Source organism: Acinetobacter sp. WCHAc060006, assembly GCF_004209135.1.
In the GTDB taxonomy this organism is placed as follows: domain Bacteria; phylum Pseudomonadota; class Gammaproteobacteria; order Pseudomonadales; family Moraxellaceae; genus Acinetobacter; species Acinetobacter cumulans.
On record NZ_SGSS01000008.1, the window covers coordinates 1 to 23466 of the forward strand.

Here is a 23466-nt window from a genome sequence, read left to right on the forward strand (position 1 = left end):
CCCTATTTTTTATTTTTTTTGAAAAATAACAGTTATACGTATGCTTTTTAGCCATTTTTCATTTTTTTGATTCATTTTTTAGGCAAATTTGCTTTAATGGTTCGATATTCAAGACTATTAAAGCGATTTTATTTATGATTGAGTCAGCTTTATTAAGCCAATAATAAATTTTGGGATCATTCTATATGCATCATTTTTCTTTTTTATCTGCAAGTTTGCTATTCACCCTTGCGATTTCACCTGCATTTGCAGCTGAGCCATCAGATGAATCTATCTCATCTACGACTTCGTCTAATTCGAAGTTTGCAACAAAATCTAGTGAAGTCGTAAAAAAACTCACTGTAAATGCTTCAGCATCACAAGCAGATGAAGAAAAAGATCCTTTTGAAGCATGGAACCGTAAGGTTTATCAGTTTAACGATGTATTAGATCGTAATGTTGCACGTCCTATTGCAGTGCAGTATTCAGAAAAAGTACCCGAGCCTGTTCGTGGCTCATATCGTCAATTTCGTAAAAACTTAAATGAGCCTTGGAATGCGGTGAATCAACTGGTTCAAGGTCGCCCGATGCATGCTGCTAAAAGCTTAGGCCGTTTTACCATTAATACACTAACCACTTTAGGCTTTGCAGACCCTGCACGTCGCTTACATTTAACAGCAGAAACCGAAGGCTTTGGCACAACTCTTGGTTATTATGGTGTGCCTACTGGACCTTATTTGGTTCTTCCTATATTAGGCCCAAGTACAATTCGTGAAACGGTAGGCTTTGCTGCTGATAGTTTTGCGCGCCCACAACGCTATATATTAGAAGACCATAAAGGTGTCTTTTGGGCTGAACAAGCCTTACGTGCTGTTGATAGTCGTGCGGAATTGCTCGATCTTGAAAAAGTCCTACAAGGTGATAAATATGCTCAAATTCGTGATATTTATCTACAACGCCTAAACTTTATTGTTGCTGAGAAAAAGGGCCTTGCAGATGAAAATATGTTTATTAGTGATGAAGGCGACGATCCAGAGGATGAATCTTCAGATCCAGTAGACACTGATTCTTCTGACGATCACGCCACAGAATAGTTTTAATTTAATTGCGGGGGATGATGATTTTCTCCTCCGCCCTGCGAATGCTTGTTATAGTATATTGCTCATGATACTTCAGGATCATCTTATTTCTTTATGTATTTCATTCAACCGACCCGTGATATTCCACATCTAGATCAGGTACTAGACACACTTCCCAGTGTTCAAATGATTCGCATTGAAGATCTCCATTTGTATGATCCGACTATTATTGCAATTGCTGATGTACAGGATTATCTAACACATCAGTGGACTTTGCCGACGATTGCGTTGGCATTAGAAGATGAAGGCTTGGCTTTGGCTGCCGCTTGGGAACAAGGTGCGCTGGCAGGTTGGATTTGGAGCAAACTCCCTTCAAACCCACAAAAAGCGCTTATTAAAATTGATGCCAAATACAAGCGTAATCAAGACAGTCGCGATCTACCTTCAGCGGCTGAATTACAAAAAAAATTACTGCCCAATCCTATTGAATTATTCAATTATAAAATCGAGACTTTATTTCAACCTTCTGCTTATTTATCTGGCGATTGGTATGATTACTGGAAAATTAGCGATAAAGAAATCATGTTTTATTTGGCAGATGTTTCCGGCCATGGGGTGACCAGTAGTCTATTAACCTCATGGATGGCTGCTTTCCACGGTCGTTCTAAAAATCCTCGTGAACTGATTAAAAAGCTTAACGGCATGCTGGTGCAAGAAAATATCGAAAAGCACATCACGATGATTGCGGGTATTTTAAATATTGAAACACATCATTTACGCTGGTCGAGTGCAGGCCACTACCCCCCTGCAATTTTATTTGAAAAAGACCAAGAACCTCGTATTTTAACCACCAGTAGTTTTCCATTAGGTTTAACAGAAGACTTAGAAGTGGAAGAGTTTGAATGCCAACTAAAACCGAATGCTCGGTTTATTATTTGTTCAGATGGCGCACTTGAACCCTTCGATGGTGGATTGAATGAACAATTGCGTCAATTGGTACATCACTTGCAAAATCAATCATTTCAAGCACCCGAGCACGTTGCCGATGATATTGCGATTCTAAGCTTGCGTCGAATCAATTAATTTATAAATCAAATATTTATCGTTTTTCACTATAGAATCATCCTTTCGGATACTTGAGTAAGCAGTGCCCCTATGGGATAATTTACTATCCTTCTCTGCAAATGGCATTTATATGTCAACAGGTCATGTTGAATATGCAAGCTTGAATGGAACGCATATTTTTAAGCTTATAGGCGAAGTGCGTGCCCAATCTTGCATTAGTTTAGACAAGCTGCTAAATAAAATTGAACAACAAGAGAATGTCGTTGGTGCGATCGTAGATTTAACCCAAACTACATTTATTGACAGTACAGTTTTAGGCATTTTGGCTAAGCTGGGCTTAAAGCTCAAACAAATCCATCACATTCAAGCAGTCATGCTTTCAACAAATTCAGATATTACCACGCTCGCCAACAGTATGGGGCTTGGGCAGGTATTTGTGATTTTGAATTATTGTGGCGATCCAAATGTATGTACACGTACATTAATGGAAGAAAATGTAACGCATAACAATATGCTTTGCACCGTATTAGATGCGCATAAAACATTGATGAAACTCAATGAAAGCAATCAAAATATGTTTGAGCCCTTAGTGAAACAATTGCAAAAAGAGCAAGATTCTATCGACCAAACTGCTGTACAACACAACGCGTAATCTCCCCCCTTTTTTTTCACATTGAGAACTCCATGACTTTTCTTTCTGTTGCTCAAATGAATTCACAAAATGATATAGAAGCAAACTTCTCTATCATTGAATCTTTGATTCAGCAAAGTAAAGCTCAGGGAGCAAGTCTCATTGTGTTTCCTGAAAATTTTATCTGCTTTGCTGCAGGTAAGCAGCGTGAAACCGCTGCGCAGTTTGAAGTTTTTCAACAACGCTTAGAACAGCTTGCACATCGCTATAGCATTTGGATTGTCGCAGGTACTTTACCTTGCCCATTTCGTCCAGATGGCTCAATTATTAAAGATGGTCGAGTACGGACAGTTAGCCTGTGCATTAGCCCAGAGCGTACAGAAGCACGTTATGACAAAATTCATTTATTTGATGTACAAGTGGGTGACGCTGTCGGTGGTTATCAAGAATCTAAGTTCTTTGAACCAGGCACAGATCCAGTGGTTGCAAAAACGCCGTTTGGTCATATTGGCCTGATGGTCTGCTATGACTTGCGCTTTCCAGAACTTGCACTCACACTGCGTGCGCAAGGCGCAAATATTTTAACAGCGCCCGCAGCCTTTACCTATACTACAGGTGAGATGCATTGGCAATTGTTATTACAAGCACGCGCAATGGATACGCAATGCCTAGTTTTGGGTGCTGCACAACAAGGTTGGCATGGTGAAAAACGCCAAACTTGGGGCCATGCAGGCGCGTCAGACAGTCGTGGCCAATTGCTTGATATGATCCAAACTGAAGGTGCATCCATCATCACCGTTCCATCGAATTTAGAAGAGCAAAATCAAGTTCGGGCATCTATGCCCCTATTGCAACATCGTGTTTTACTACAATATCCGACTAATTCGTATAGCGACTAATCTGCTTATTTAATTTAGCAAATAGCACGATTTAACATCATGTTGTACTGTAAATCCCTGCCAGCTTATTTATAATAATGATTCTTATTTATTAAAATTGGTTTTATTCCAATGTTTAAATCCGTTCTCCTTTCTGCTGTACTGCTTTCCGTTTCTGTTGCCTCTTTTGCTGAGATTCAAATTTCAGAAAAAGTACGACCAACCATTAAATCTTTGGTTAACCCAAATATTGACCGTTTAGCGATTCCACCTACACCTAACAATATGTCTTTGCCTGCATTTGGTCAGGGTATTATTGGTTGGGGAACTGGACCAGATGGTGCGGAAAAGCGCTTAAATAACATCAGTAAAGAAGACGTTGAAAAGCTAAAAACACAAGATGTCACTTTAGAAATGGTTCAGACTTGGCAAAAGTTTTATGAAAATGAAACTCAGCGTAATGCAGGCAATCCGACTGCCCCTTTCCGTGCGCAATTAATGAAAAAAATTGCAGGCCTTTGGTAAATAATGCCAAAAATGTTCATTGGTAGTTAAGACTATCAATGAACAACGCTTCCCTATTTGTAGCTTCATTTGATTCACCTCTTTTGCTTTTTCTATCTATTTTCCACTAAAGCCTACTTCAATATTTACAAAATCACTGCTTATTCCTGTGCGATTTTCAGACAGGATGAATACTCCCTTAAGAATATTTAGAGAATAACAATGAGTTTAGAAAAAGCAGTCTATACAGCACATGCAAAAGCAACTGGAGGACGTGATGGCCGAGCAACCTCATCCGACGGTATTTTAGATATTCAACTTAAAGTACCTAAAGAAATGGGCGGTGCTGGTGGCGGAACTAACCCTGAACAGCTCTTTGCTGCGGGCTATTCTGCATGCTTCTTAGGTGCAATGAAATTTGTGGCTAACCGTGATCATTTAAAAATCACACCTGATGTGTATGTGGAAGGTGATGTCAGCATTGGCCCTATTCCAACAGGTTTTGGCATTGAAGTGACTTTAAATATTCATTTGGAAGGTCTAGAACAAGCTGAGGCGCAAAAATTGGTTGATGCTGCGCATATTGTGTGCCCTTACTCAAATGCGACACGTGGCAATATTGATGTGACGTTGAATGTGATTGTTTGATTTAAAAAATTCAAATTTTGAGGTGAAGCCGATTTTTATAATCGGCTCTAAAAACAACTAATTGGAAATAATAAATTATATAAAAAATATTAATCATTTCATATGATTACCATAATTTCAAATAGAACCTAAATTAGAGGAAATTTCTTTGAAGTCTAGGGCTGTCTTTTGGGTATTCGGAATATGGCCAGTGAGGTATTCATCCTTTGTCTGGAAAAAGAAATCAAAGCTCTGACTCATTAATGGATCGTGTTGGCTTTGTTTTTGGTAGATTGGGGCTAGGCGATTAATGTAGTAATTGATCCAGTCCGCTTTGTGGGTAAAGGCTACATAATCTTTTAGATCTCGATGGAGGTTGTGTAGATCCTCGGAAATTGCATCAATGTTAGGATGATACAACCAAACTGTAATATCCATCGTAGGAATAGCACTAAGTTCATACGGTTGTGAAGGGCCAAATCGTTGGATGACGTAAAGTTGTGCACCACGTTCGCTATAACAGGAACAGAGTAACTTAGTATTTTCAACTTGAAAGTAGTCTGTGCCAATTTCTAGTTCTCTAATTTGTCTTGAAATATCCAGGCATAGAGGGAGTTTATTATGGTCTAAATGAGCCAGTTGCCTAAATAGTTCAATGGATCGGCTAATGACATAACTTTCACCAGTACCTGTGATAATCCCTTGATCCCACGTGTAAATTTTAGCAGCTTTTTCAGAACTGAATTGCATTTCACCTGTTTCTTTTATTACAACTCGCTTATTGTCTGCTGCGATAATGATGCTATCATTTAATTGTATGGCTACTATAAAGGTCATATTTCATATAAAGTATTGATTAAATAAAATTTTATATCAATCCAATTAAATTTGGATTTTTATAATTAATAAAAAAAATAGGTAAACCTATGGCTGGCGGTTCTCAGATTATCATTAATAAAGATGGTATTAAAATTATAACTCCTGCAAAGTTTGAGGTAAAAGCTGGACAACATCTTTTTAAAGGAGGTGCTCACGTTCAATCTGTAATGCCTAGTTTTAGCAGTTTGGCTATGAATAAAGATAACTATTCTTTTACAAATCGAATAGATGTTTTTGATGTGTTTAAAGACTTCGAATTTTCAGAAGTTAAGTATAGGGCTTTATTAAAAGATCAAAAAATATATAAATCAGGGGTACTAGATGAACATGGTCGAACAGAACGCTTTGCCAGTATTGATAATAAACAAGAAGAATTACAAGTTGTAATAGATGATCCTGATTATGAATGGGTGATTACTGATGAAGACTTCCAAGAAGAAGTAAAAAATAAGGAAGATTAATAATATGAAATTTAATGTTTTTTTTAAAGACAGAAAAGGCCATGCTGTAGATGGGTTAAACTATAAGATATCAGTTATCAATGATGGAAATAGAAAAACAAAACGACTGTTAGTTACATCTGTTACCAGAGATGGTAAGGGTAAAGGGGACTCAATAGTTGGTCTAGAAAAATTAGTATTTGAAGTCATGGGGTTTCCTACGCCTTATAAAGAATGGACAGAAATAGGTTTTTTTTCTTATAACAAAAGAATGGATTCAAAAGAGATCCGAACGATAACAATAGAAGCTCCTTCAATAATTATTAATACTAAAACTTTCCAAAAACAAGAAAAAGCGGGAAGTTATGAACGAAGAACTCGTATTTTAAATAAAAATTTAGATAAAAATATTTACTTATATCCGAGTATTATCAAACATACCGTTAAAGCTGGAGAAAATTTAGGATCTATTGCTAAACAACATAGTGTATCTGTTAATGATATTAGTATTAGAAACAAAGGAATTAATATTAATTCTTTAAAAGTTGGACAAGTCATTATAATTAAAGATGAAATTGATGCAAAAAAACAAGAATTACAAGATCATAAAGAATATAAAAAATATATAAAAGATAAATTTGAAATATCTAAAAATAATTCAAAAGTTGTAGTCAAAATTGAAGGAAATATGAAAGGGACACAGCTTATGTATGTTAATTTTTCAGGAGCAATAGCTGCAGTAATTGGTGCTGGAGCAAGTATACAAGTAGGTGTTGCTAGAACTCCTTCTGGAAAATGGGGGATATTTGTTGCACCTGGGGTTTCAGCTGTACAAGGAACACCATCATTATCTATAGAAGGTGGGTATTTGATTAGTGAAGCAGCAAGCTTAGATGATTTAAAAGGGCTTGGGTATAGTGTAAATGCCAATTCATATTTTCTATTAGGTGGTTCTGCTGTCGTTGGCGCGGGGCTTACTCCTGATGCTTTATTTGATGGAAAGTTTGATGAGGGAACTACCCCAATGGCTGGTGCAGAAACAGGTATTGGAGGTGGTTTTAATATACAACATAATCTTAGCTATACATTCGTAATTCCTTTAAATTAGATTTGGAAATGCACAATGAAATTTTCATTAGTAGTAAGTTTATTTATATCTTTTATCATTAGTGGTTGTGAGGCTAAAAGTGAAAATTACAGCCAAGAAAAAGATAAAGTGCAGATATTAGAGTTCAAAGAAATAGCTGATGGAAATGATGAAATTAAACAAAAATCACTGTTCCAAAAAATCCAAAAAAATGCTGAAAATGGAGATTCTACTGCTCAAAATCTATTAGGAGTAGTATATGAAAATGGATATCTAGGTCAAAATGAAGATATTGAAAATGCTATAACTTGGTATAAAAAATCTGCTGAAAATGGTAATGGAATAGCTGAAAATAATATTGGTAATCTTTATTATCGAGGACAAGGAGTTGAAAAAAATGATGAGTTGGCATATGAATTTTACAACAAATCTATGCAAAAAAAGGTACCAGAAGCTATAAATTCAATAGGGTTAATGTATTTTAATGGTTCTTATGTTGCTAGCGATAAAAATAAGGCTTGTGGATATTTTAAAGAATCTGCTGATTTGGGCTATTATCTAGGTGAATCTAACGTAGCTAACTGTTATTTAAATGGTTGGAATGGACTTAAGGATAAAAATAAATACTTTCAATATTCTTTGAAAGCTGCTGAGAAAAACTATGCTCCATCACAATTTAATGTCGCAGTAATGTATATGAAAGGCGAAATTATTGAAAAATCGATTTCTAAAGCTATATATTGGTATGAAAAAGCTTTACAGCAAAATGATCCTAGAGCAGCCTATAATTTAGCATCATTATACGAAGAAGGTAATGGAGTCCCAAAAGACTTAGATAAAGCATATAGATATTATGAATTAGCGGCAGAGATGGGCCTAGATGTTGCAAAGATAAAGATGTCTGAATTAAAAAATTAAGGCTTCATACAATTAACACAATACACGTTATACGAAATACTTTTGATTTCTTAATAAATTTCAATATTTTGTATTGATATAAAAGCCTAACTCAGTTGAGTTAGGCTTTTTAAATGATTTATCCCGTTCGACGATTAATGCTCAATCAATGTTCCATGATTTTAATTAGGCAGATTCAACAGTACGCGCTGTTATCAGTAATAAAAAAACAAAGTGAATGTTTCCTTCATTACTCCTCTGCTTCATTTGTCACACGAAGCACTTCTTCCAGCGTTGTTTTACCTTCTAGTACTTTACGTAAACCATCATCACGAATTGAACCCGCATCACGACGTGCATAGTTTTCCAACTCATATTCCGCAGCATTACCATGAATTAAACGGCGCATTTGCTCATCTACAGGCACAATTTCATAAATTGCAGTACGTCCATTAAAACCTGTATGTGAACAATGATCACAGCCCTTAGGCTTAGGCAGTTTTAGCACAGTATCATGCTGAATATTTGCAAATAATTTAGTTTCAAAATCGTCAGCATCATGCCACGTTGCACAGTGCGAACACAAAGTGCGTACCAAACGCTGTGCAATCACACCAATGAGCGAGCTGGACAATAAAAATGGCTCAATGCCCATATCTTTTAAACGAGTTACGGCGCCAATGGCCGTATTGGTATGCAGTGTAGATAACACCAAGTGACCTGTGAGCGATGCTTGTACCGCAATTTCTGCCGTTTCCAAATCACGGATCTCACCCACCATCACCACATCAGGATCTTGACGGAGCATGGCTTTTAAAGCGCGAGCAAAGGTCATATCAACTTTGGTATTCACCTGTGTCTGACCAATGCCTTCTAATTGATATTCAATCGGGTCTTCAGCCGTCAGAATATTTTTAGAGCCATCGTTTAAGTCGGACAGCGCAGCATATAAGGTTGTGGTTTTACCTGAACCCGTCGGTCCAGTTACCAAAATAATGCCATGCGGACGGTGAACTAGAACTTTTAGCCGTTCATAGTCGTTGTTCATGAGACCCAAATGCGTCATGTTCAAACGACCCGCTTGCTTATCTAACAAACGCATCACTACGCGCTCACCATAAGATGACGGCAAGGTAGATACACGTACATCCACTTCACGACCTGCCAAGCGTAATGAAATACGACCATCTTGTGGAATACGTTTTTCGGCAATATCCAGCTTTGCCATGACTTTAATACGTGATACCAGCAAAGGTGCGAGTTCACGGCGCGGTTGTACAATTTCACGCAGTTGACCATCCACACGTAAACGTACAGAGAGTTTCTTCTCAAAAGATTCAATATGAATATCCGATGCACCAACGCGAATCGCCTCGGACAACAATGCATTAATCAAACGTACAATTGGCGCATCATCTTCCTGATCCATCAGATCTTCTGCTTCAGGTACAGAGTCCGCAAGACTGAGCAAATCGGGATGATCCTCCAAACCTGCAGCGACTTGTTGTGATTCCCCTGTATCACCTGCAAAGCTTGAGCTAAGGAGTTGATTAAACTCTTGCTCAGTGCATAGTTGATAACTGGCTGAATGCCCCAGAAAACGACGCGCTTCTTGTAACGCCAAGAGCGGTGTATTGTCACGACGAATAATAAATGCTTGGTCACCCTCATAACGAAGCAATACGCCATGACGCTTGGCAAAACTATATGGTATTTGTAATTGTTTAAGTACTTGCATCACAGTTTATAATGATGAATAAAAGTAATTTGAGTGTACTCTAAGCACATGACAGCGTGAAGTATGTTTTACAGCTTTTAATGATATAAGGAAAATACCATTGTCTTTCGTCAGTGACGTACTGGAAACAGAAACATCCAAAGTAAAATGGTGGGGTGAGCATCACTTTGAGCTGAACCGACCGAAATCATGGCAGTTTGGCTCGTTATTATTTCGCTTAACCCGTGGTTTACAAGAGTGGCGAATGGAATATCACCGCCCTAGCGTACAGTTTGACTATGAGCAGCAGTGGCATCGTATTGATGATCCTGAGTTTGCATTTCCTGCACCTGTGCATATTGAACGTTATATGTTTAAAAATACGCATGAAAAAATTCAAATCATGCCGCGCTTGGCCAATCGTTCTGTCGTTATCCGCCCTGTCGATCCGATCTATATTCCAGCGGGTCAGCGCGGTACGCTTTATATCAGTACACCATTATGGGTTGCGGGCTTTGTTGAGGGGCAAAAAGACCCTTTGTTTGATATCCCCGTGATTTTACCCAAAGATACGTGGTTTGGCCCCAATAAGCGTACAGGTGAAATCTGCTATGCCACAGCTGTGGATGGTCGCACTGAACTCCATCAATTGAAGATTCGTGCTTTTCGTGCAGTCACCCCTATTGAATTTCACAATACCAGCCACGAACAACTGCGCTTTGATCGAATGAATGTACCTGTACCTGCCTTACCTTTATTTTATAGCGAAAGCACAGGTCGATTATGGACATCGCAAATCAAAGTTATTCATGAAGGGCCTGATCGACCACCACGTGTGCGCATTGAAAACCGTACGCCACCACATGCAGGTGAAGTGATGTATGTGCACCCACCACGCGAACCTGCGGGTGCATTATTTAATATGTTCGATTCACTGTTCTAGGAGTGATGGATGCCCAATACCAATATTCCAGCAGAAGTGACCAGCAGTCTGACCAGTATTGTTAAAAATATTAATACCGATCGACTCACAGAAATTGTGGTTGCCATTATCCTAGCGCTATTAGGTTTTTTAATAGCACGCTTTGTTTCCAATACGTTTATTCGCACGATTGGAACACGATTTAATGAACACCAACGCTTAGTTTGGCGACGCGGTATTTTCTATTTTATTTTTATGATCTTTGTGATGGCCAGTCTCAAAGAAGCCGGCTTCAAACTCAGCGTCTTTTTAGGGGCGGCTGGTATTTTAACGGTGGCCTTGGGTTTTGCATCGCAAACTTCTGCATCCAACCTCATCAGTGGTATCTTTTTAATTGGCGAAGGTTCATTTGAAATTGGCGATACCATTCAAATTACGTTAATTCGTGGCCATACCATTGAAGGTGAAGTCATTTCGATTGATTTACTCTCTGTAAAATTGCTGACTCAAGACAATGTCTATGTTCGCCTGCCCAATGAACAGCTCATCCGTGCACCCGTGCATAACCTGTCGAAGTTTCCGATACGGCGCATCCCAATTACCCTAGCCATTAACTTCCATGAAGATATTATTAAAGTTCGTGAAGTTTTGCTGGATGTTGCCAATAAATATCCTTTGGTATTGGCCGACCCGAAACCCGCAGTCACCGTTACAGCATTTCGTGAGTCGTCTATTGAGTTATTGTTTGCCGTATGGTGCCAGCAAGAAAACTTCCTGAAAGTTCGTGATGAAATGCAGGAACGCATTCGAAATGGTTTTGTCGACAATCAAATTGAAATTCCTGTACCCAAAATGGGCTTTGTTGACCGCCCTTCCGCACAAGCTTTGCATAATGAAGAAATTGATAGCTATGCCAATGCAGAAGAATTAAAACGTGAGCCAGACTTAAAATAAGCCATGTTTAGTCATGTTCATCTACGAAAAAAAGGGAGTCAATCAATCGGCTCCCTTTTTAATTTGAATGTCATTCACACTACATATTGATATTTATGAATGCTCACGCGGGTGCGTTTCATTGGATATCTCAGGCATAGGTGCAATATAGGCAATGATTAACATGACAAAACCCGCACCCAAGAAGGAAATCACTCGCGTTAAGGTGCCAATATGAGACAAATCAAACAGCACCAACTTTAAAGTGACCAATACTAAAATACTGCCACCAAAGAACCACAACGAACGCAACTGACGCCGACTTGCCAGCAACATACAAATAAAGGCCAAACTCACCCAGAGCAGGGTAAAACTCAGCTGTATGGTCGCATCTTGCCACATTTGCCATTGGTTATATGGTGTATCCAAGTAATGATGTAATGCACGTAGCACCACATAACTACTCAGCCAAAGTAGCCCGAGTACCATCACAATGGCACCTAGGCTTTTTTCTAACCCTGCTTTCATTTGTTGGTTCAACATCCAAATGAAACCTGCCAACATCGCAATACTCACTAAATCGAATGGATTCAGTATTGGCAGTAGATAAAACTGAAAAGCTTGCTGGCTAAACAGTTGTGACAAGATCACCCAAAGCAACATTAACACCAAACTACTACGCGCTTGCCAGAACATTGGCCAATCGGACTGGCGCCACGCACACCATAAGGCAAAACACAGCGGTAAAATCACCACACTAATAAACGGCATACTCGGTACAAGCGTTAAACTACTCAGCGCCAAGCTCAACAACACACCTAAACTCACCCACTCTTTTTCTGCTTTTAGCCCTAGTAAAGGTCGGAGCCACAATAAGGTTAAAAATAAGCCTGTGGTCGCCACCAATATACGGTCAGAATCAGAAGGCCATAACAATGCCCCTTGATGACTCACATCAATCACCATATAAAATGCGACCACATACAAGGGAATCAGCCCCACCCATTTCGGCAAGAGCCACGACCACGTTGCACCACGTCTCAACAACAACTCATTCACCAGCACATAGCCCAAACTCAGTATCAACAGTATCCATGTCACTTGGTTTTTACTGTCGATGACATCCAGCAATAGCACAAACAATGCAATGGTCGCAAATAGCATCTGCAAACAGAAGAAGCTGATGGTGCCACTACTCAATTGCTGTTGAAACTTAGGCACAGCATTGGCAATACAAACCGTAGTGAGATAACTCAATGCCAAAATCCAGTACACAGGACTTGGAAAAACATTTTGCACAGAGAAGTAATACACGCCTGAGCAACTCGCCATAACCAACAGGCCCATGCCCACATAGTGGCTAATACGCGCCTGACGATACAGCGCATACATAAAGATGAGTGCCCCTTCAATCGCCCAACCTGCAACACTCCAATGCTCGGTCAGTAAAATAGGTGGGACGAAGGCCAAAAAAATCAGCATGAGGCTAAAATAGCTCTGCGTGATTTGCTCAATCACCTGATAGCGTTTTGCAAGCAGATAAAGCAGTGCATAAATTACCGCAAAGACTAAACTGAAGGTCGCCTGCCAGCCATTTTCATCAAAATACATCAAATATAAAAAGCCATAGCTGGCAATGGGAGTACCAAAAATTAAGGCCAAATCTAAAATTGGTTTAAGCTGAAATTGGCCCAAATTCTCTTTAGCCAGCAATTGGCTATAGCGAAATCCTAACCAAATAAAAATTGAAGCATGGGCAAAAATCAGCAGGCTTAAACTAGTGCGTTCGGCATCCACACCACGGTAAAAAGCATAAGCGCCACCTACTACCAGCGTCATTAAAAAAGCAATTTGATTAAGAAACTTCCACGGTCGAAGTGTGCTTAACACTGCAACTGCAATATTAATCACCAAGTAATAGCTCACAAACTCGACTGCGCTCGCACTGCGTACTGGTAAAGTAAAGGGTGCAATATAAGCAATGACCATCGCCATCAAAGCAAGTTCGATGCTTTGTTGTTTTAAACTCAGCCATACCGTTGTCATGAGAATGCCTGCAAAGCAACAACTGGCCAGCGCCAAAGTAGGAATGATCTGGTTATAGTAAGCAAAAGACAACGTCAGTGATAAACTGGCAAGCCCTAAACCTTCTAATGCAAGCGTAAAGCTACGATTTGTACGTTGCAATCTATAGCCTAACGCCGTGACTGCGATACTCACGCCTGCCACCAGCAACAGTTTGACGGCAAGACTCAATTGCCAATGCTCTGTTGCAAAGCGAAGTAACAGCACAATGCCGACCACCAAAACCGCAATAGCAACTTTCAGAACGGGATTTCCCTTAAACAACCACTGTTGTAGCTGATCGCTTAAACGCAAATGATTTCCTGTCGAAGCAGATTGGGCACGCTCAGCCAATGGCTCAGTGCTATGCTCCAGGGTAGAACTCGGCTGAAATTCCGCAGTCGCTGTGGACCGTACCAAAACTTGCGCCTGCTGTTGGATTTGATACTGCGTCTGTAACAGTTGCCGTTCTATACGCTTTAACCAACGCAGAAAAAAGAAAATCCATGCGCTTAGACCCAGCCCTGTCAAAATATGAAATTCAGCAATCCCCCCCACCAAGGCCACAATCGAAGCAATATATAACGGTGCTTTGGAGGTACTCTGTCGTGCTAATCCAATCTGTTGTCTAAGTTGATCGGTCGGTTGCTGTAAATCATCGACATAGTGCATGACACTAACGCCAAAAGCTAAAATACACAGTGCACTCACAACTTTTAAATCAGCAAACCACAGCCCAACAGCAACGATGATGAGCACCATCAACCACATCATTCGAATATCACTCTGCCCTTTCAGCATACGGTCTTCGCTCTATTTATTTAAGATGATCATAGCGCACCTCGACAGCAATATTTTGGATGTTTATCAGATATTCGGTAACCCACATAAAACATCAAGCATCAGCGCAGGTTGAAAAAATCACGTACAATAAAAGCGTTTTTTGGATAAGGAATTACTCAATGCCACCATTTGTCTTGGTCGATGGCTCTTACTTTTTATTTCGTGCCTTTCACGCAGTGCCACCGTTAACCACGTCAACAGGTCTGCATACCAATGCAGTCCGTGGTGCGATTTCTGCTATTCAAAAACTCATGCGTCGTATTGGGCCAACTCACATGGCGGTGATTTTCGATACACCTGAGCCAACATTCCGTCATGAATTGTCACCAATTTATAAAGGCGACCGCCCAAGCATGCCTGAGGAGCTGTCTCAACAAATCCCTTACTTACATGCGCTCATCAAAGCACTAGGTATTCCCTTACACATGCTACCGGGTGCCGAAGCAGATGACATTATTGGCACCTTGGCAAAACGTGCTGAAGCTTTAGGCCATCAAGTCCTAATCTCCACTGGCGATAAAGATATGGCACAGTTGGTCACAGACAAAGTGACTTTAGAAGACAGCTTCAAAGAACGTCCTTTAGATGTCGATGGCGTATTTGAAAAGTTTGGGGTATGGCCAAATCAAATTATTGATTACCTGACCCTCATGGGCGATGCCTCTGACGGCATTATGGGTGTACCAGGTGTGGGGGCAAAAACTGCAGCCAAGCTCTTAACCGAATATGGTTCAATTGGTGGCATTTTAGAAAATGTCGATAAAATTAAAGGCAAAGTCGGTCAAAACATCAAAGACAGTGTTGAAGGCATTGCACTTGATCACCAATTGGCAAGCATTGTGATTGATCTAGATTTAAGTTTTAGTTATGACGATCTAAAACTACAAGATCCAAATGTTGAAGCGCTGCGTACTTTATATACGGAACTCGAATTCCGTAACCAGTTACAATCTTTAGACCATCCCAATAATCCAAATAGCGTTACCTATAAACAAAACTCTAAGGCGATTATTCAAGATACGCACACTGCAGCAAAAGTCGTGGCAGAAGATCAAGCCACCCTCACCAGTACAGATGATGTTTTAGGCGAAGCCCAATACCATACCGTGCTGAGCCAAGCCGATTGGGACAATTTATTTAAACGTCTGAGCACAGAAAAGCGTTTTGCTTTTGACACCGAAACCACAAGTTTAGATTACCGTGTGGCGCAAATTGTCGGCTTCTCTGTTGCTTTTGATGCACAAGATGCCTATTACGTGCCACTCGCACATGACTATGAAGGTGCACCAGCACAATTAGACCACAATACTGTCCTTGCGCAAATCAAACCTATTTTAGAAGATGCATCAGTCCAAAAAATTGGTCATCACCTCAAATACGATGCACATATTTTAGAAAATCACGGCATTGTGCTACAGGGCTGGTACTTCGACACCATGTTGGCATCGTATGTACTTAACTCTGTGGCTACACGCCACGGTATGGATGATGTTGCACGTTTGTATTTAAGCCACTTAACAACGACTTATGAACAAGTCGCAGGTAAAGGCGCAAAACAAAAAACCTTCAATCAAATCGAGATCGAAACGGCTGCGCATTATGCTGCTGAAGATGCGCATGTGACTTATCGTTTATACGAAGTTTTAGATGCCAAACTACAACAGCATCCAGAACTGGTGAATATTCTGCACAATGTCGAAATGCCCGTGGCACGTGTACTGACCATGATGGAAGAAAACGGCATTGAGCTCAACATGGCGTTTTTGGATCAACTGGGTGTTGAATTTGCCAACACCATGCAGAATCTAGAAAATCAGATCACAGAACTGGCGGGCCAATCCTTCAATGTCAGCTCACCCAAACAAGTCGGTGAAATCCTGTTTGATAAATTAGGTCTTAAAGGCGGTAAAAAGACCTCTACAGGTCAGTACAGCACCAGCGAAAGCGTATTGGAAAAAATCGAACATCCAATTACTGACCTAATTTTGGAATACCGTGGCCTGTCTAAGTTAAAAAGTACTTATACAGACGGCTTACTCAAACAAGTGAATGATGATACACACCGCGTACATACCAGCTACCATCAGGCGCTGACTGCTACAGGTCGCTTATCTTCAACCGATCCTAACCTGCAAAATATTCCAGTGCGTGAAGACATTGGTCGCCAAATCCGTAAAGCGTTTATTGCGCCGAAAGGTCGCATTCTGCTGGCAGCCGATTACTCGCAAATTGAATTACGCTTAATGGCGCACTTCTCACAAGACCATGCCTTGGTAGATGCATTTAATCACGGCCAAGACGTTCACCGTCGTACAGCGGCTGAAGTTTTGGGTATTCCTTTAGACGAAGTGACCAGCAATCAACGTCGCCAAGCCAAAGCGGTGAACTTCGGTCTGCTCTACGGCATGTCTGAATTTGGCCTAACTCGCCAGCTTGGCTTTAGTCGTGAAGAATCGCGCAACTATATTGGTAAATACTTCCAGCGTTATCCTGGCGTATTAGACTATATGGAACGCACACGCCAAGTTGCCCGTGAGCAAGGCTTTGTCGAAACTATTTTAGGCCGTCGCTTGTATACGCCAGACATCAATGCCAGCAATAAAATGGTAAAACAAGGTGCTGAACGTGCAGCGATTAATGCCCCTCTTCAAGGCTCAGCAGCGGACATCATAAAAATGGCGATGATTGAAGTAGAAAAAATGCTACCTAAAGATCAGGCCAAAATGCTTCTACAAGTGCACGATGAATTGGTATTTGAAGTTGATGAAGCGATTGCGGATGAGCTTGCACTAAAACTGGCAGAAGTTATGCAATCTGTATTACAACTCTCTGTACCTTTAGTGGTTGAAGTTGGCAAAGGCAATAACTGGGACGAAGCGCATTAATACACACTTCATTTTCCCTCTCCTCTCAGGAGAGGAGAATCTCAGAATACATTCTGAGTTCACAAGGAAAAATGCTCGTAAGCTAAAGCCCTCACAAAAAATAAAGACCTAAAAAAGGACTCCTCGGAGTCCTTTTTTTATTGCACGAATACCAACAAGCTTAAAGACCTGTTAATAGCGCAATCGCAACTTCTTTCATAATGGTTTCTACAACCAAAAGCGCTAAAATCGCTAAAATTGGAGACAAGTCAATCATGCCCATATTCGGCATAATTTTACGAAATGGCGCAAGTAAAGGCTCTGCCAACTCTTGAATCACTTCGATATAAGGTGAACGTGACTGCGTAAACATCACCACCCAACTCAAAATAATCGTCGCAAAAATCAAATAACGACAGAAACGGATCAAGTCCTGAATCATGGTAACAAAGGTCATAATCAGCAAATGCACAGGACTATTCAGTGAAGCCCCAGACAAATGCATCAAACCAAACATTTTTAAAATATACAAAATGATCAGCAAAACCAAAGCCGCCGTGTTCACACGACCTTTTGCCACTGTTGGAAAAATTCGACTGAACACATCAACAATCTTGGTCGCTTTTGCAGTCGACAATACAACAGGGTTGTAAGGGCTTACCGCCGCCAACTGCATTAAAAACCGGAAGAATACGAGCAAAATTGCGACGTTAATGATAATGCCAAAAATTAGCGCAGAACTTGCACCCATACTTGAACGTTCCTAAATTAAATTACTTAATGCTGTCGCTGAGTTCTTGCGCCAGCTGTTGGCTACGCTTTTGCGCGGCAGCCAAGGCTGCTTGAATATTTTGTGAGATATGCGCGTGATCAAATACTTCAATCGCCGCTTGCGTCGTGCCATTTGGCGACGTCACATTTTTACGCAATTCTGCTGGGCTATTTGCACTGGTAATGGCCATTTGCGCCGCACCCAATGCTGTTTGTAAAGTTAAGGCTGTCGCTACTTTTTCATCTAGCCCTAAATTTTTACCTGCACGAATCATGCTTTCCATCATATAGAAGAAATATGCTGGACCAGAACCCGACACCGCAGTAACGGCATCAATCTGCGCTTCAGTGCTCACCCAAATGGTTAAACCTGTAGAAGCTAGCACTTGGCTTGCCAATTCACGATCTTCTGCCGATACGTTGGCTTCTGCATATAAACCATGTGCACCTGTTTGAACCAATGCTGGTGTATTTGGCATGACACGTACAATACGCGTCGTATCTAATAATGCACCAATGGTTGCCAAGTCAGCACCTGCCACAATTGAAATCACCAGTTTACCATCCAACAAGCCTTTTAAAGGTTGTAAAACACTGGCCAACACTTGTGGTTTTACTGCAAATAATACAATGTCAGCATCGCGAATGGCTGCAATGTTGTCTGTAGTAACGTGTAACTCTTTACTTGCCAAATGTTCACGGACTTTATCTACAGGATCTGAAACAGTAATACGTGTCGGCGGTAAGCCACGTGCAATCAAGCCTCCAATTAGGGCTTGTGCCATATTACCACCACCAATAAAAGTGATATTACTGTTTAATACTGCGCTCATGATTCCAATCCGCTTGTGATATTTTCAACTGTAGAAATTACGTTTGGTCGCCACCCACCTATTACACAATAAGATGAAACAGCCAACCAAAAACCTTTGGGCGTAAAGACGCCTAGCATAACATTATCTATGCTTAATATTTGTATAGTATGACGTTGCCAAGGAAATATTTGTGCCTGTTGAATGGCCTTTTTTAATGGCCACGACCCAACACGGCCCTGCAAATGGATTTTTTCGCCGCCTTGCCGCGGTGTGAGCATCAAAGGCTTATTCAATAGCGCTGGCGACAAACCCATGGCCTGCACATGCCTATTTTCCTGTACTTGAAACTTTCCCGAGAGCACAGTAAACACTTGATGCAAATCTAAGCTTAGGGTGCTTGGCACAGTCTGCTCTTGTGCAGATGCAAGATACTCGGCCTTAGCTAAACGATACATCCAACCAGCAAAACGCACATAATAAAAACCATTCCAATGCAACGCTGCCTGTGCATCCGCTTTGGCCAGTATGACTTCATTAACTAATCGTTGCACCATTTCAAATGCTGGGCGGTACTGTGCCAGACCTTTCATCCACGCAGATAAAAGCTGACGCTGTCTAGCTTGAGGTAAAGCCAAAAGTGTTTCTAAGCACAATGCTTGGGCGGAACCACAGGCTTTTAAATCAGTTTCCAACACCGATGCCAAAATTTCTTCCGCATCTTGCATTAAATAACTCGTACGACTTAAAGCTTGTTGCATTTTAGGATAACGCGACTCAAGCAAGGGCCACAATATTTCACGGCACCATGCACGATCATAATGCGTGTCTAAATTGGTAGGATCTTCAATGTTTTTTACATTTAATTGATGGGCCCATTGGCAAATTTGCTCACGAGATACATCCAAGAGTGGACGCCAAATGGTCATTTCTTCGCGCACATCAACGGCCTGCATGGCTGCTAAACCATGAATGCCTGCACCTGACAATAGTCTGAGCATCAGCGTTTCAGCTTGATCTTGTTGGTGATGTGCCAGCACCAATACTTCATTGGGCGCTAAATGTTGCAGATAGGCATCATATCGAGCTTGGCGGGCTTGGTTTTCTAAATTACCCGTTGCAACCTCAACAGCTTGCACAATGCATGGAATGTTGCGTTGTTGGCATTGCTCAGCTACAAATTCCCCCCAGCTTGCGCTTTGCGACTGAAGCTGGTGGTCTATATAAATGGCACGTGTGTGATTTGGGCACAGCTCAGACATTAAATGCAGCAATAGCATGGAATCCATGCCACCACTGCATCCAATTAAAAACCGAGTCTGTGCTGAAAAAGCTTGGCTTTGACTTAAGAAGCCAGTCCTAAATTGCTGCTGCCAAATTTCATTAAACGTTGGTAACGTGCTTCGCATCGTTCAGTTGCATCCATTGGCTGAAGTTCAGCCAAAGCCTCTTTCAAGACTACTTTTAAATTTTGCATGACTTGTTCAGGATGCACATGTGCACCTTCACCTTCGTCAACCACATATTCCACAATACCCATTTTTTGGAGCTTGTCTGCAGTCAGTGCAAGTGCTTCACTTGCTTGTTCCGCCTTGTCTGCAGTTTTCCATAAAATTGAGGCACAACCTTCAGGTGAAATTACTGAATAAATACTGTGTGAAAGCATCGCCACACGGTCAGCAACACCAATACCGAGTGCGCCACCTGAACCACCCTCACCCAATACTGTTGCAATCACAGGAACTTTCAGGCTCGACATTTGCGCAAGACTCGTTGCAATTGCCTCAGCTTGACCACGTTCTTCTGCACCCACACCTGGGTAAGCACCCATCGTGTCAATAAAGGTAAATACAGGTAAACCAAAACGCTCTGCCATTGACATCAAACGCTGTGCTTTACGGTAACCTTCAGGGTTACTCATGCCAAAGTTATGTTGCAATTTTTCACGTGTGCTACGACCGCGATGTTGACCTACCACCATTACAGGTTGGCCATCTAAACGAGCCAAGCCACCGAGCATAGCGCCATCATCACCAAATAAACGGTCACCATGTAGCGCATCAAACTCAGTGAAAATTTCACTTACATAGTCCAAAAATTGTGGACGCTCTGGATGACGTGCAATTTTAACCGTTGTCCAAGCTTTAGATTGAGCAGCTTTATTTTTCATAGGTCGACCATTATCCCTAAATTAACCTGATCTGTTAATCGATAAATTGTTCCGACTGAATATTCAATTCAATATCCCAATGCTTGAATTGCACTTGTTCATCATGCAAATCTGCTACAAGCAGTGGCCATTGTTTGGCATCACCAGAAACGCTAAGTTGCCATTGTTGCGCATTGAGGGCGACTAATTCAATGGCAGGAAGCATCTCATCGCTACGACTATGATTAAGTAAAACGGCGAGTCGAAGTAACAAACACAAGTTTAGGAGTTTTGTGCCGCCCACTTTCATCACATCTACACGTGCATCGCTACGTAGCTTACGACGATGATGTGCCACCAAATGTGACAAATGATTTTGATCAATTTGTGAGAAACCTGGAATGTCTGAATGTTGCAATAAATATGCACCATGACGATGGTAACCACTGTGGCTAATCGCTAAACCGATTTCGTGCAAATAGCCTGCACGACGCAGTAAATCACTGTCATCATTAGTTAATTCGAGCTTTTCTGCCACACCCTCAAACAACTGTTGTGCCGTTGCAACAACGCGTTCTGCCTGTTTTACATCGGCATTATAACGGCCCATTAAAGCATGAACCGAACGATCACGAATGTCTTCATGCTGGAAACGCCCTAAGAGGTCGTACATCACCCCTTCGCGTAATGCGCCATCCGAATAGACTAATTTTTCAAGTTTTAACACATCAAATACTGCAAATAAAATGGCAATACCTGCTGGCAAAACTGCTCGACGGTCTTCTTTTAAACCATCAAACTCCATATCCGTTACATGAGAATATTTGAGTAATTTATCTTTTAGTTTTTCTAAGCCTTCACGCGTCAGCTCTTCTTGCTCATTACTCCAGCCCATATTTACTGTAATTTGACGGCAAGCTTTAATCGTACCGCTTGAACCGACTACAGTATCCCAGCCAGCAGCTTTATAAGTAGTCGCAAGGCCTGAAATTTCTTTGCGTGCTGCGGTAACTGCTTTATCAAAGGCTTTTTGGCTAATTTCGCCATCACTAAAATAGGCTTTGGTAAATGCTACACAACCCATTTGTACCGATTCTGTATGAATTGGCTCAAACTCTTCACCAATAATAAGCTCTGTAGAGCCACCACCAATATCAATCACCAAACGGCGACCACTATTAGCCATGGTGTGTGAAACACCCAAATAAATCAGACGTGCTTCTTCACGACCTGCAATAATTTCTATCGGCTTAGGTAAAATTTCAGCCGCTTTTTGAATAAATTCTTGTCCATTTTTTGCTTGGCGGAGTGCATTGGTAGCCACAATACGTAAACGTTTTGGCTGTACAGACCCCAAACGACCTACAAAACGGGCCAAACATGCCAGACCACGTTGCTGAGCGGCTTCAGTTAAATTTTTATTTTCATCCAAACCTGCTGCCAGCTGTACTTTTTCTGACATTGATGCGACTTTTTTTACTTCGCCATGATCAACACGTGCAATCGCAAGATGGAAGCTATTCGACCCCATATCGATCGCAGCGAGAAGTTCTTCATCAATCAAAAAATCAGACATGATTTCAAATAAACCTATACAGAATTGTGCTTAGAGTAATTCACAACCATGCAATTTAAAAGCCATTTATGTGCATGAAGTAAAAGTGCCATATTTTAGAGCTTAATGTGACAATTGCATGACACGATTGCAACTATCGTCAGCATCAATTAGACAAAATTCAATTTATCTACGAAAATTAAGCAATCCCCCTACATTGTTAAAGGCGGCTATGTAATACTAATAATTATAGAGTCACCTTTAAAAAATTATTCTGGAGCAAAATCCATGTCAGCGAATATCGTAAACACAACTGATGCAAACTTTGAAGCAGACGTATTACAATCTGACGTACCTGTACTTGTAGATTTCTGGGCTGGCTGGTGTGCGCCATGTAAAGCAATTGCACCAGTATTAGAAGTTCTTTCTACTGAATTCGAAGGCAAAGTTAAAATCGTTAAAGTTGACGTGACATCTTGCGAAGCAACTGCAGTGAACTACAACATCCGTAACATTCCTGCTTTGCTTATGTTTAAAAATGGTGAAGTTGTTGCGACTCAAGTTGGCGCTGCACCAAAATCTAAATTAACTGCATTCATTGAAGAAAACATCTAATCTTCAATTAAAGTTAAAAAAATTAAAAAATACGCGACCTTGTGTGGCGTATTTTTTTTGCTGATAAATTGACAAAAAATCGAATCTCTCTTATATTGCATGCTCAAGAAATAAAGGATCTTAAATCCTCTCAGTTTCTTATGAGACTCAACACA

At 40.8% G+C, this 23466-nt stretch carries 21 protein-coding genes; 13 read left to right on the plus strand and 8 right to left on the minus strand.

Going from position 1 to position 23466, the window contains the following annotated elements; translation table 11 throughout:
• The first annotated feature begins 185 nt into the window (after positions 1 to 185).
• From EXE29_RS06420 to EXE29_RS06445, 6 genes are all read left to right on the plus strand, one after another.
• Positions 186 to 1073 carry an MlaA family lipoprotein gene (locus tag EXE29_RS06420; protein ID WP_106986204.1) on the plus strand — a complete coding sequence of 296 codons (888 nt, stop codon included), beginning with the start codon at positions 186 to 188 and terminating at the stop codon, positions 1071 to 1073.
• A 99-nt stretch (positions 1074 to 1172) separates the two neighbouring features.
• Positions 1173 to 2141 (plus strand): RsbU family protein phosphatase GigA, encoded by a 969-nt coding sequence (gene gigA / locus EXE29_RS06425; protein WP_106986205.1) that lies wholly within the window; start codon positions 1173 to 1175, stop codon positions 2139 to 2141.
• A gap of 112 nt (positions 2142 to 2253) precedes the next feature.
• A complete protein-coding gene (gene gigB, locus EXE29_RS06430; protein WP_106986206.1) occupies positions 2254 to 2775 on the plus strand; it encodes an anti-anti-sigma factor GigB in 522 nt (173 codons plus the stop codon).
• A 32-nt stretch (positions 2776 to 2807) separates the two neighbouring features.
• Positions 2808 to 3653, plus strand: a complete 846-nt coding sequence (locus tag EXE29_RS06435; RefSeq protein WP_120364278.1) for a carbon-nitrogen hydrolase family protein — start codon at positions 2808 to 2810, stop codon at positions 3651 to 3653.
• 111 nt (positions 3654 to 3764) lie between these two features.
• Positions 3765 to 4157, plus strand: a complete 393-nt coding sequence (locus EXE29_RS06440) for a DUF4951 domain-containing protein (RefSeq protein WP_106986208.1) — start codon at positions 3765 to 3767, stop codon at positions 4155 to 4157.
• 201 nt (positions 4158 to 4358) lie between these two features.
• Positions 4359 to 4784: an organic hydroperoxide resistance protein gene (locus EXE29_RS06445; RefSeq protein ID WP_117008179.1), complete on the plus strand. Its 426-nt coding sequence runs from the start codon at positions 4359 to 4361 to the stop codon at positions 4782 to 4784.
• Positions 4785 to 4901: 117 nt separating this feature from the next.
• Here the strand turns inward: EXE29_RS06445 and EXE29_RS06450 are convergent, their stop codons facing one another.
• Positions 4902 to 5600 (minus strand): hypothetical protein, encoded by a 699-nt coding sequence (locus tag EXE29_RS06450; RefSeq protein ID WP_117008180.1) that lies wholly within the window; start codon positions 5598 to 5600, stop codon positions 4902 to 4904.
• 89 nt (positions 5601 to 5689) lie between these two features.
• Here EXE29_RS06450 and EXE29_RS06455 point away from each other — a divergent pair, with 89 nt between their 5' ends.
• From EXE29_RS06455 to EXE29_RS06465, 3 genes are read left to right on the plus strand one after another with little or no spacing between them, the layout of a single operon-like run.
• Positions 5690 to 6103, plus strand: coding sequence for a DUF2345 domain-containing protein (locus EXE29_RS06455; protein WP_228198724.1), 414 nt, complete (start codon positions 5690 to 5692; stop codon positions 6101 to 6103).
• 4 nt (positions 6104 to 6107) lie between these two features.
• Complete coding sequence (locus tag EXE29_RS06460; protein ID WP_120364277.1) at positions 6108 to 7190, plus strand: LysM peptidoglycan-binding domain-containing protein; 1083 nt, start codon at positions 6108 to 6110, stop codon at positions 7188 to 7190.
• Between the two features lie 15 nt (positions 7191 to 7205).
• A complete protein-coding gene (locus tag EXE29_RS06465; RefSeq protein ID WP_120364276.1) occupies positions 7206 to 8087 on the plus strand; it encodes a tetratricopeptide repeat protein in 882 nt (293 codons plus the stop codon).
• A gap of 229 nt (positions 8088 to 8316) precedes the next feature.
• Here EXE29_RS06465 and gspE read toward each other — a convergent pair whose 3' ends face one another.
• Complete coding sequence (gene gspE, locus EXE29_RS06470; RefSeq protein WP_120364275.1) at positions 8317 to 9804, minus strand: type II secretion system ATPase GspE; 1488 nt, start codon at positions 9802 to 9804, stop codon at positions 8317 to 8319.
• A 100-nt stretch (positions 9805 to 9904) separates the two neighbouring features.
• Here gspE and EXE29_RS06475 point away from each other — a divergent pair, with 100 nt between their 5' ends.
• On the plus strand, positions 9905 to 10726 hold the full coding sequence (locus tag EXE29_RS06475) for a DUF432 domain-containing protein (RefSeq protein ID WP_106986212.1): 822 nt from the start codon (positions 9905 to 9907) through the stop codon (positions 10724 to 10726).
• Between the two features lie 9 nt (positions 10727 to 10735).
• Positions 10736 to 11659, plus strand: a complete 924-nt coding sequence (locus tag EXE29_RS06480; protein ID WP_106986213.1) for a mechanosensitive ion channel family protein — start codon at positions 10736 to 10738, stop codon at positions 11657 to 11659.
• Positions 11660 to 11752: 93 nt separating this feature from the next.
• Here the strand turns inward: EXE29_RS06480 and EXE29_RS06485 are convergent, their stop codons facing one another.
• Positions 11753 to 14503, minus strand: a complete 2751-nt coding sequence (locus EXE29_RS06485) for a DUF2339 domain-containing protein (RefSeq protein ID WP_120364274.1) — start codon at positions 14501 to 14503, stop codon at positions 11753 to 11755.
• Between the two features lie 161 nt (positions 14504 to 14664).
• On the opposite strand from EXE29_RS06485, the gene polA reads away from it, so the two are divergent.
• A complete protein-coding gene (polA, locus tag EXE29_RS06490; RefSeq protein ID WP_117007907.1) occupies positions 14665 to 17430 on the plus strand; it encodes a DNA polymerase I in 2766 nt (921 codons plus the stop codon).
• Positions 17431 to 17590: 160 nt separating this feature from the next.
• On the opposite strand, the gene EXE29_RS06495 is transcribed toward polA, so the two are convergent.
• Genes EXE29_RS06495 through ppx form a run of 5 tightly spaced genes read right to left on the minus strand, consistent with a single transcriptional unit; the run spans position 17591 to position 22717 of the window.
• Complete coding sequence (locus EXE29_RS06495) at positions 17591 to 18160, minus strand: YggT family protein (RefSeq protein WP_106986216.1); 570 nt, start codon at positions 18158 to 18160, stop codon at positions 17591 to 17593.
• Positions 18161 to 18182: 22 nt separating this feature from the next.
• Positions 18183 to 19013, minus strand: coding sequence for a pyrroline-5-carboxylate reductase (proC, locus tag EXE29_RS06500; protein WP_106986217.1), 831 nt, complete (start codon positions 19011 to 19013; stop codon positions 18183 to 18185).
• Positions 19010 to 20401, minus strand: a complete 1392-nt coding sequence (gene tilS / locus EXE29_RS06505) for a tRNA lysidine(34) synthetase TilS (protein ID WP_120364273.1) — start codon at positions 20399 to 20401, stop codon at positions 19010 to 19012. The genes proC and tilS overlap by 4 nt, the downstream gene beginning before the upstream one ends.
• A complete protein-coding gene (locus tag EXE29_RS06510) occupies positions 20338 to 21162 on the minus strand; it encodes an acetyl-CoA carboxylase carboxyltransferase subunit alpha (RefSeq protein WP_106986219.1) in 825 nt (274 codons plus the stop codon). Before EXE29_RS06510 ends, tilS begins: the two co-directional genes overlap by 64 nt.
• A gap of 34 nt (positions 21163 to 21196) precedes the next feature.
• The gene (ppx, locus tag EXE29_RS06515) at positions 21197 to 22717 is read right to left on the minus strand and encodes an exopolyphosphatase (protein ID WP_106986220.1); all 1521 of its coding nucleotides are present in this window, start codon (positions 22715 to 22717) and stop codon (positions 21197 to 21199) included.
• A gap of 267 nt (positions 22718 to 22984) precedes the next feature.
• Here ppx and trxA point away from each other — a divergent pair, with 267 nt between their 5' ends.
• Entirely contained in the window at positions 22985 to 23311 is a 327-nt protein-coding gene (trxA, locus tag EXE29_RS06520; protein ID WP_106986221.1) for a thioredoxin, read from the plus strand.
• Positions 23312 to 23466 lie beyond the last annotated feature (155 nt).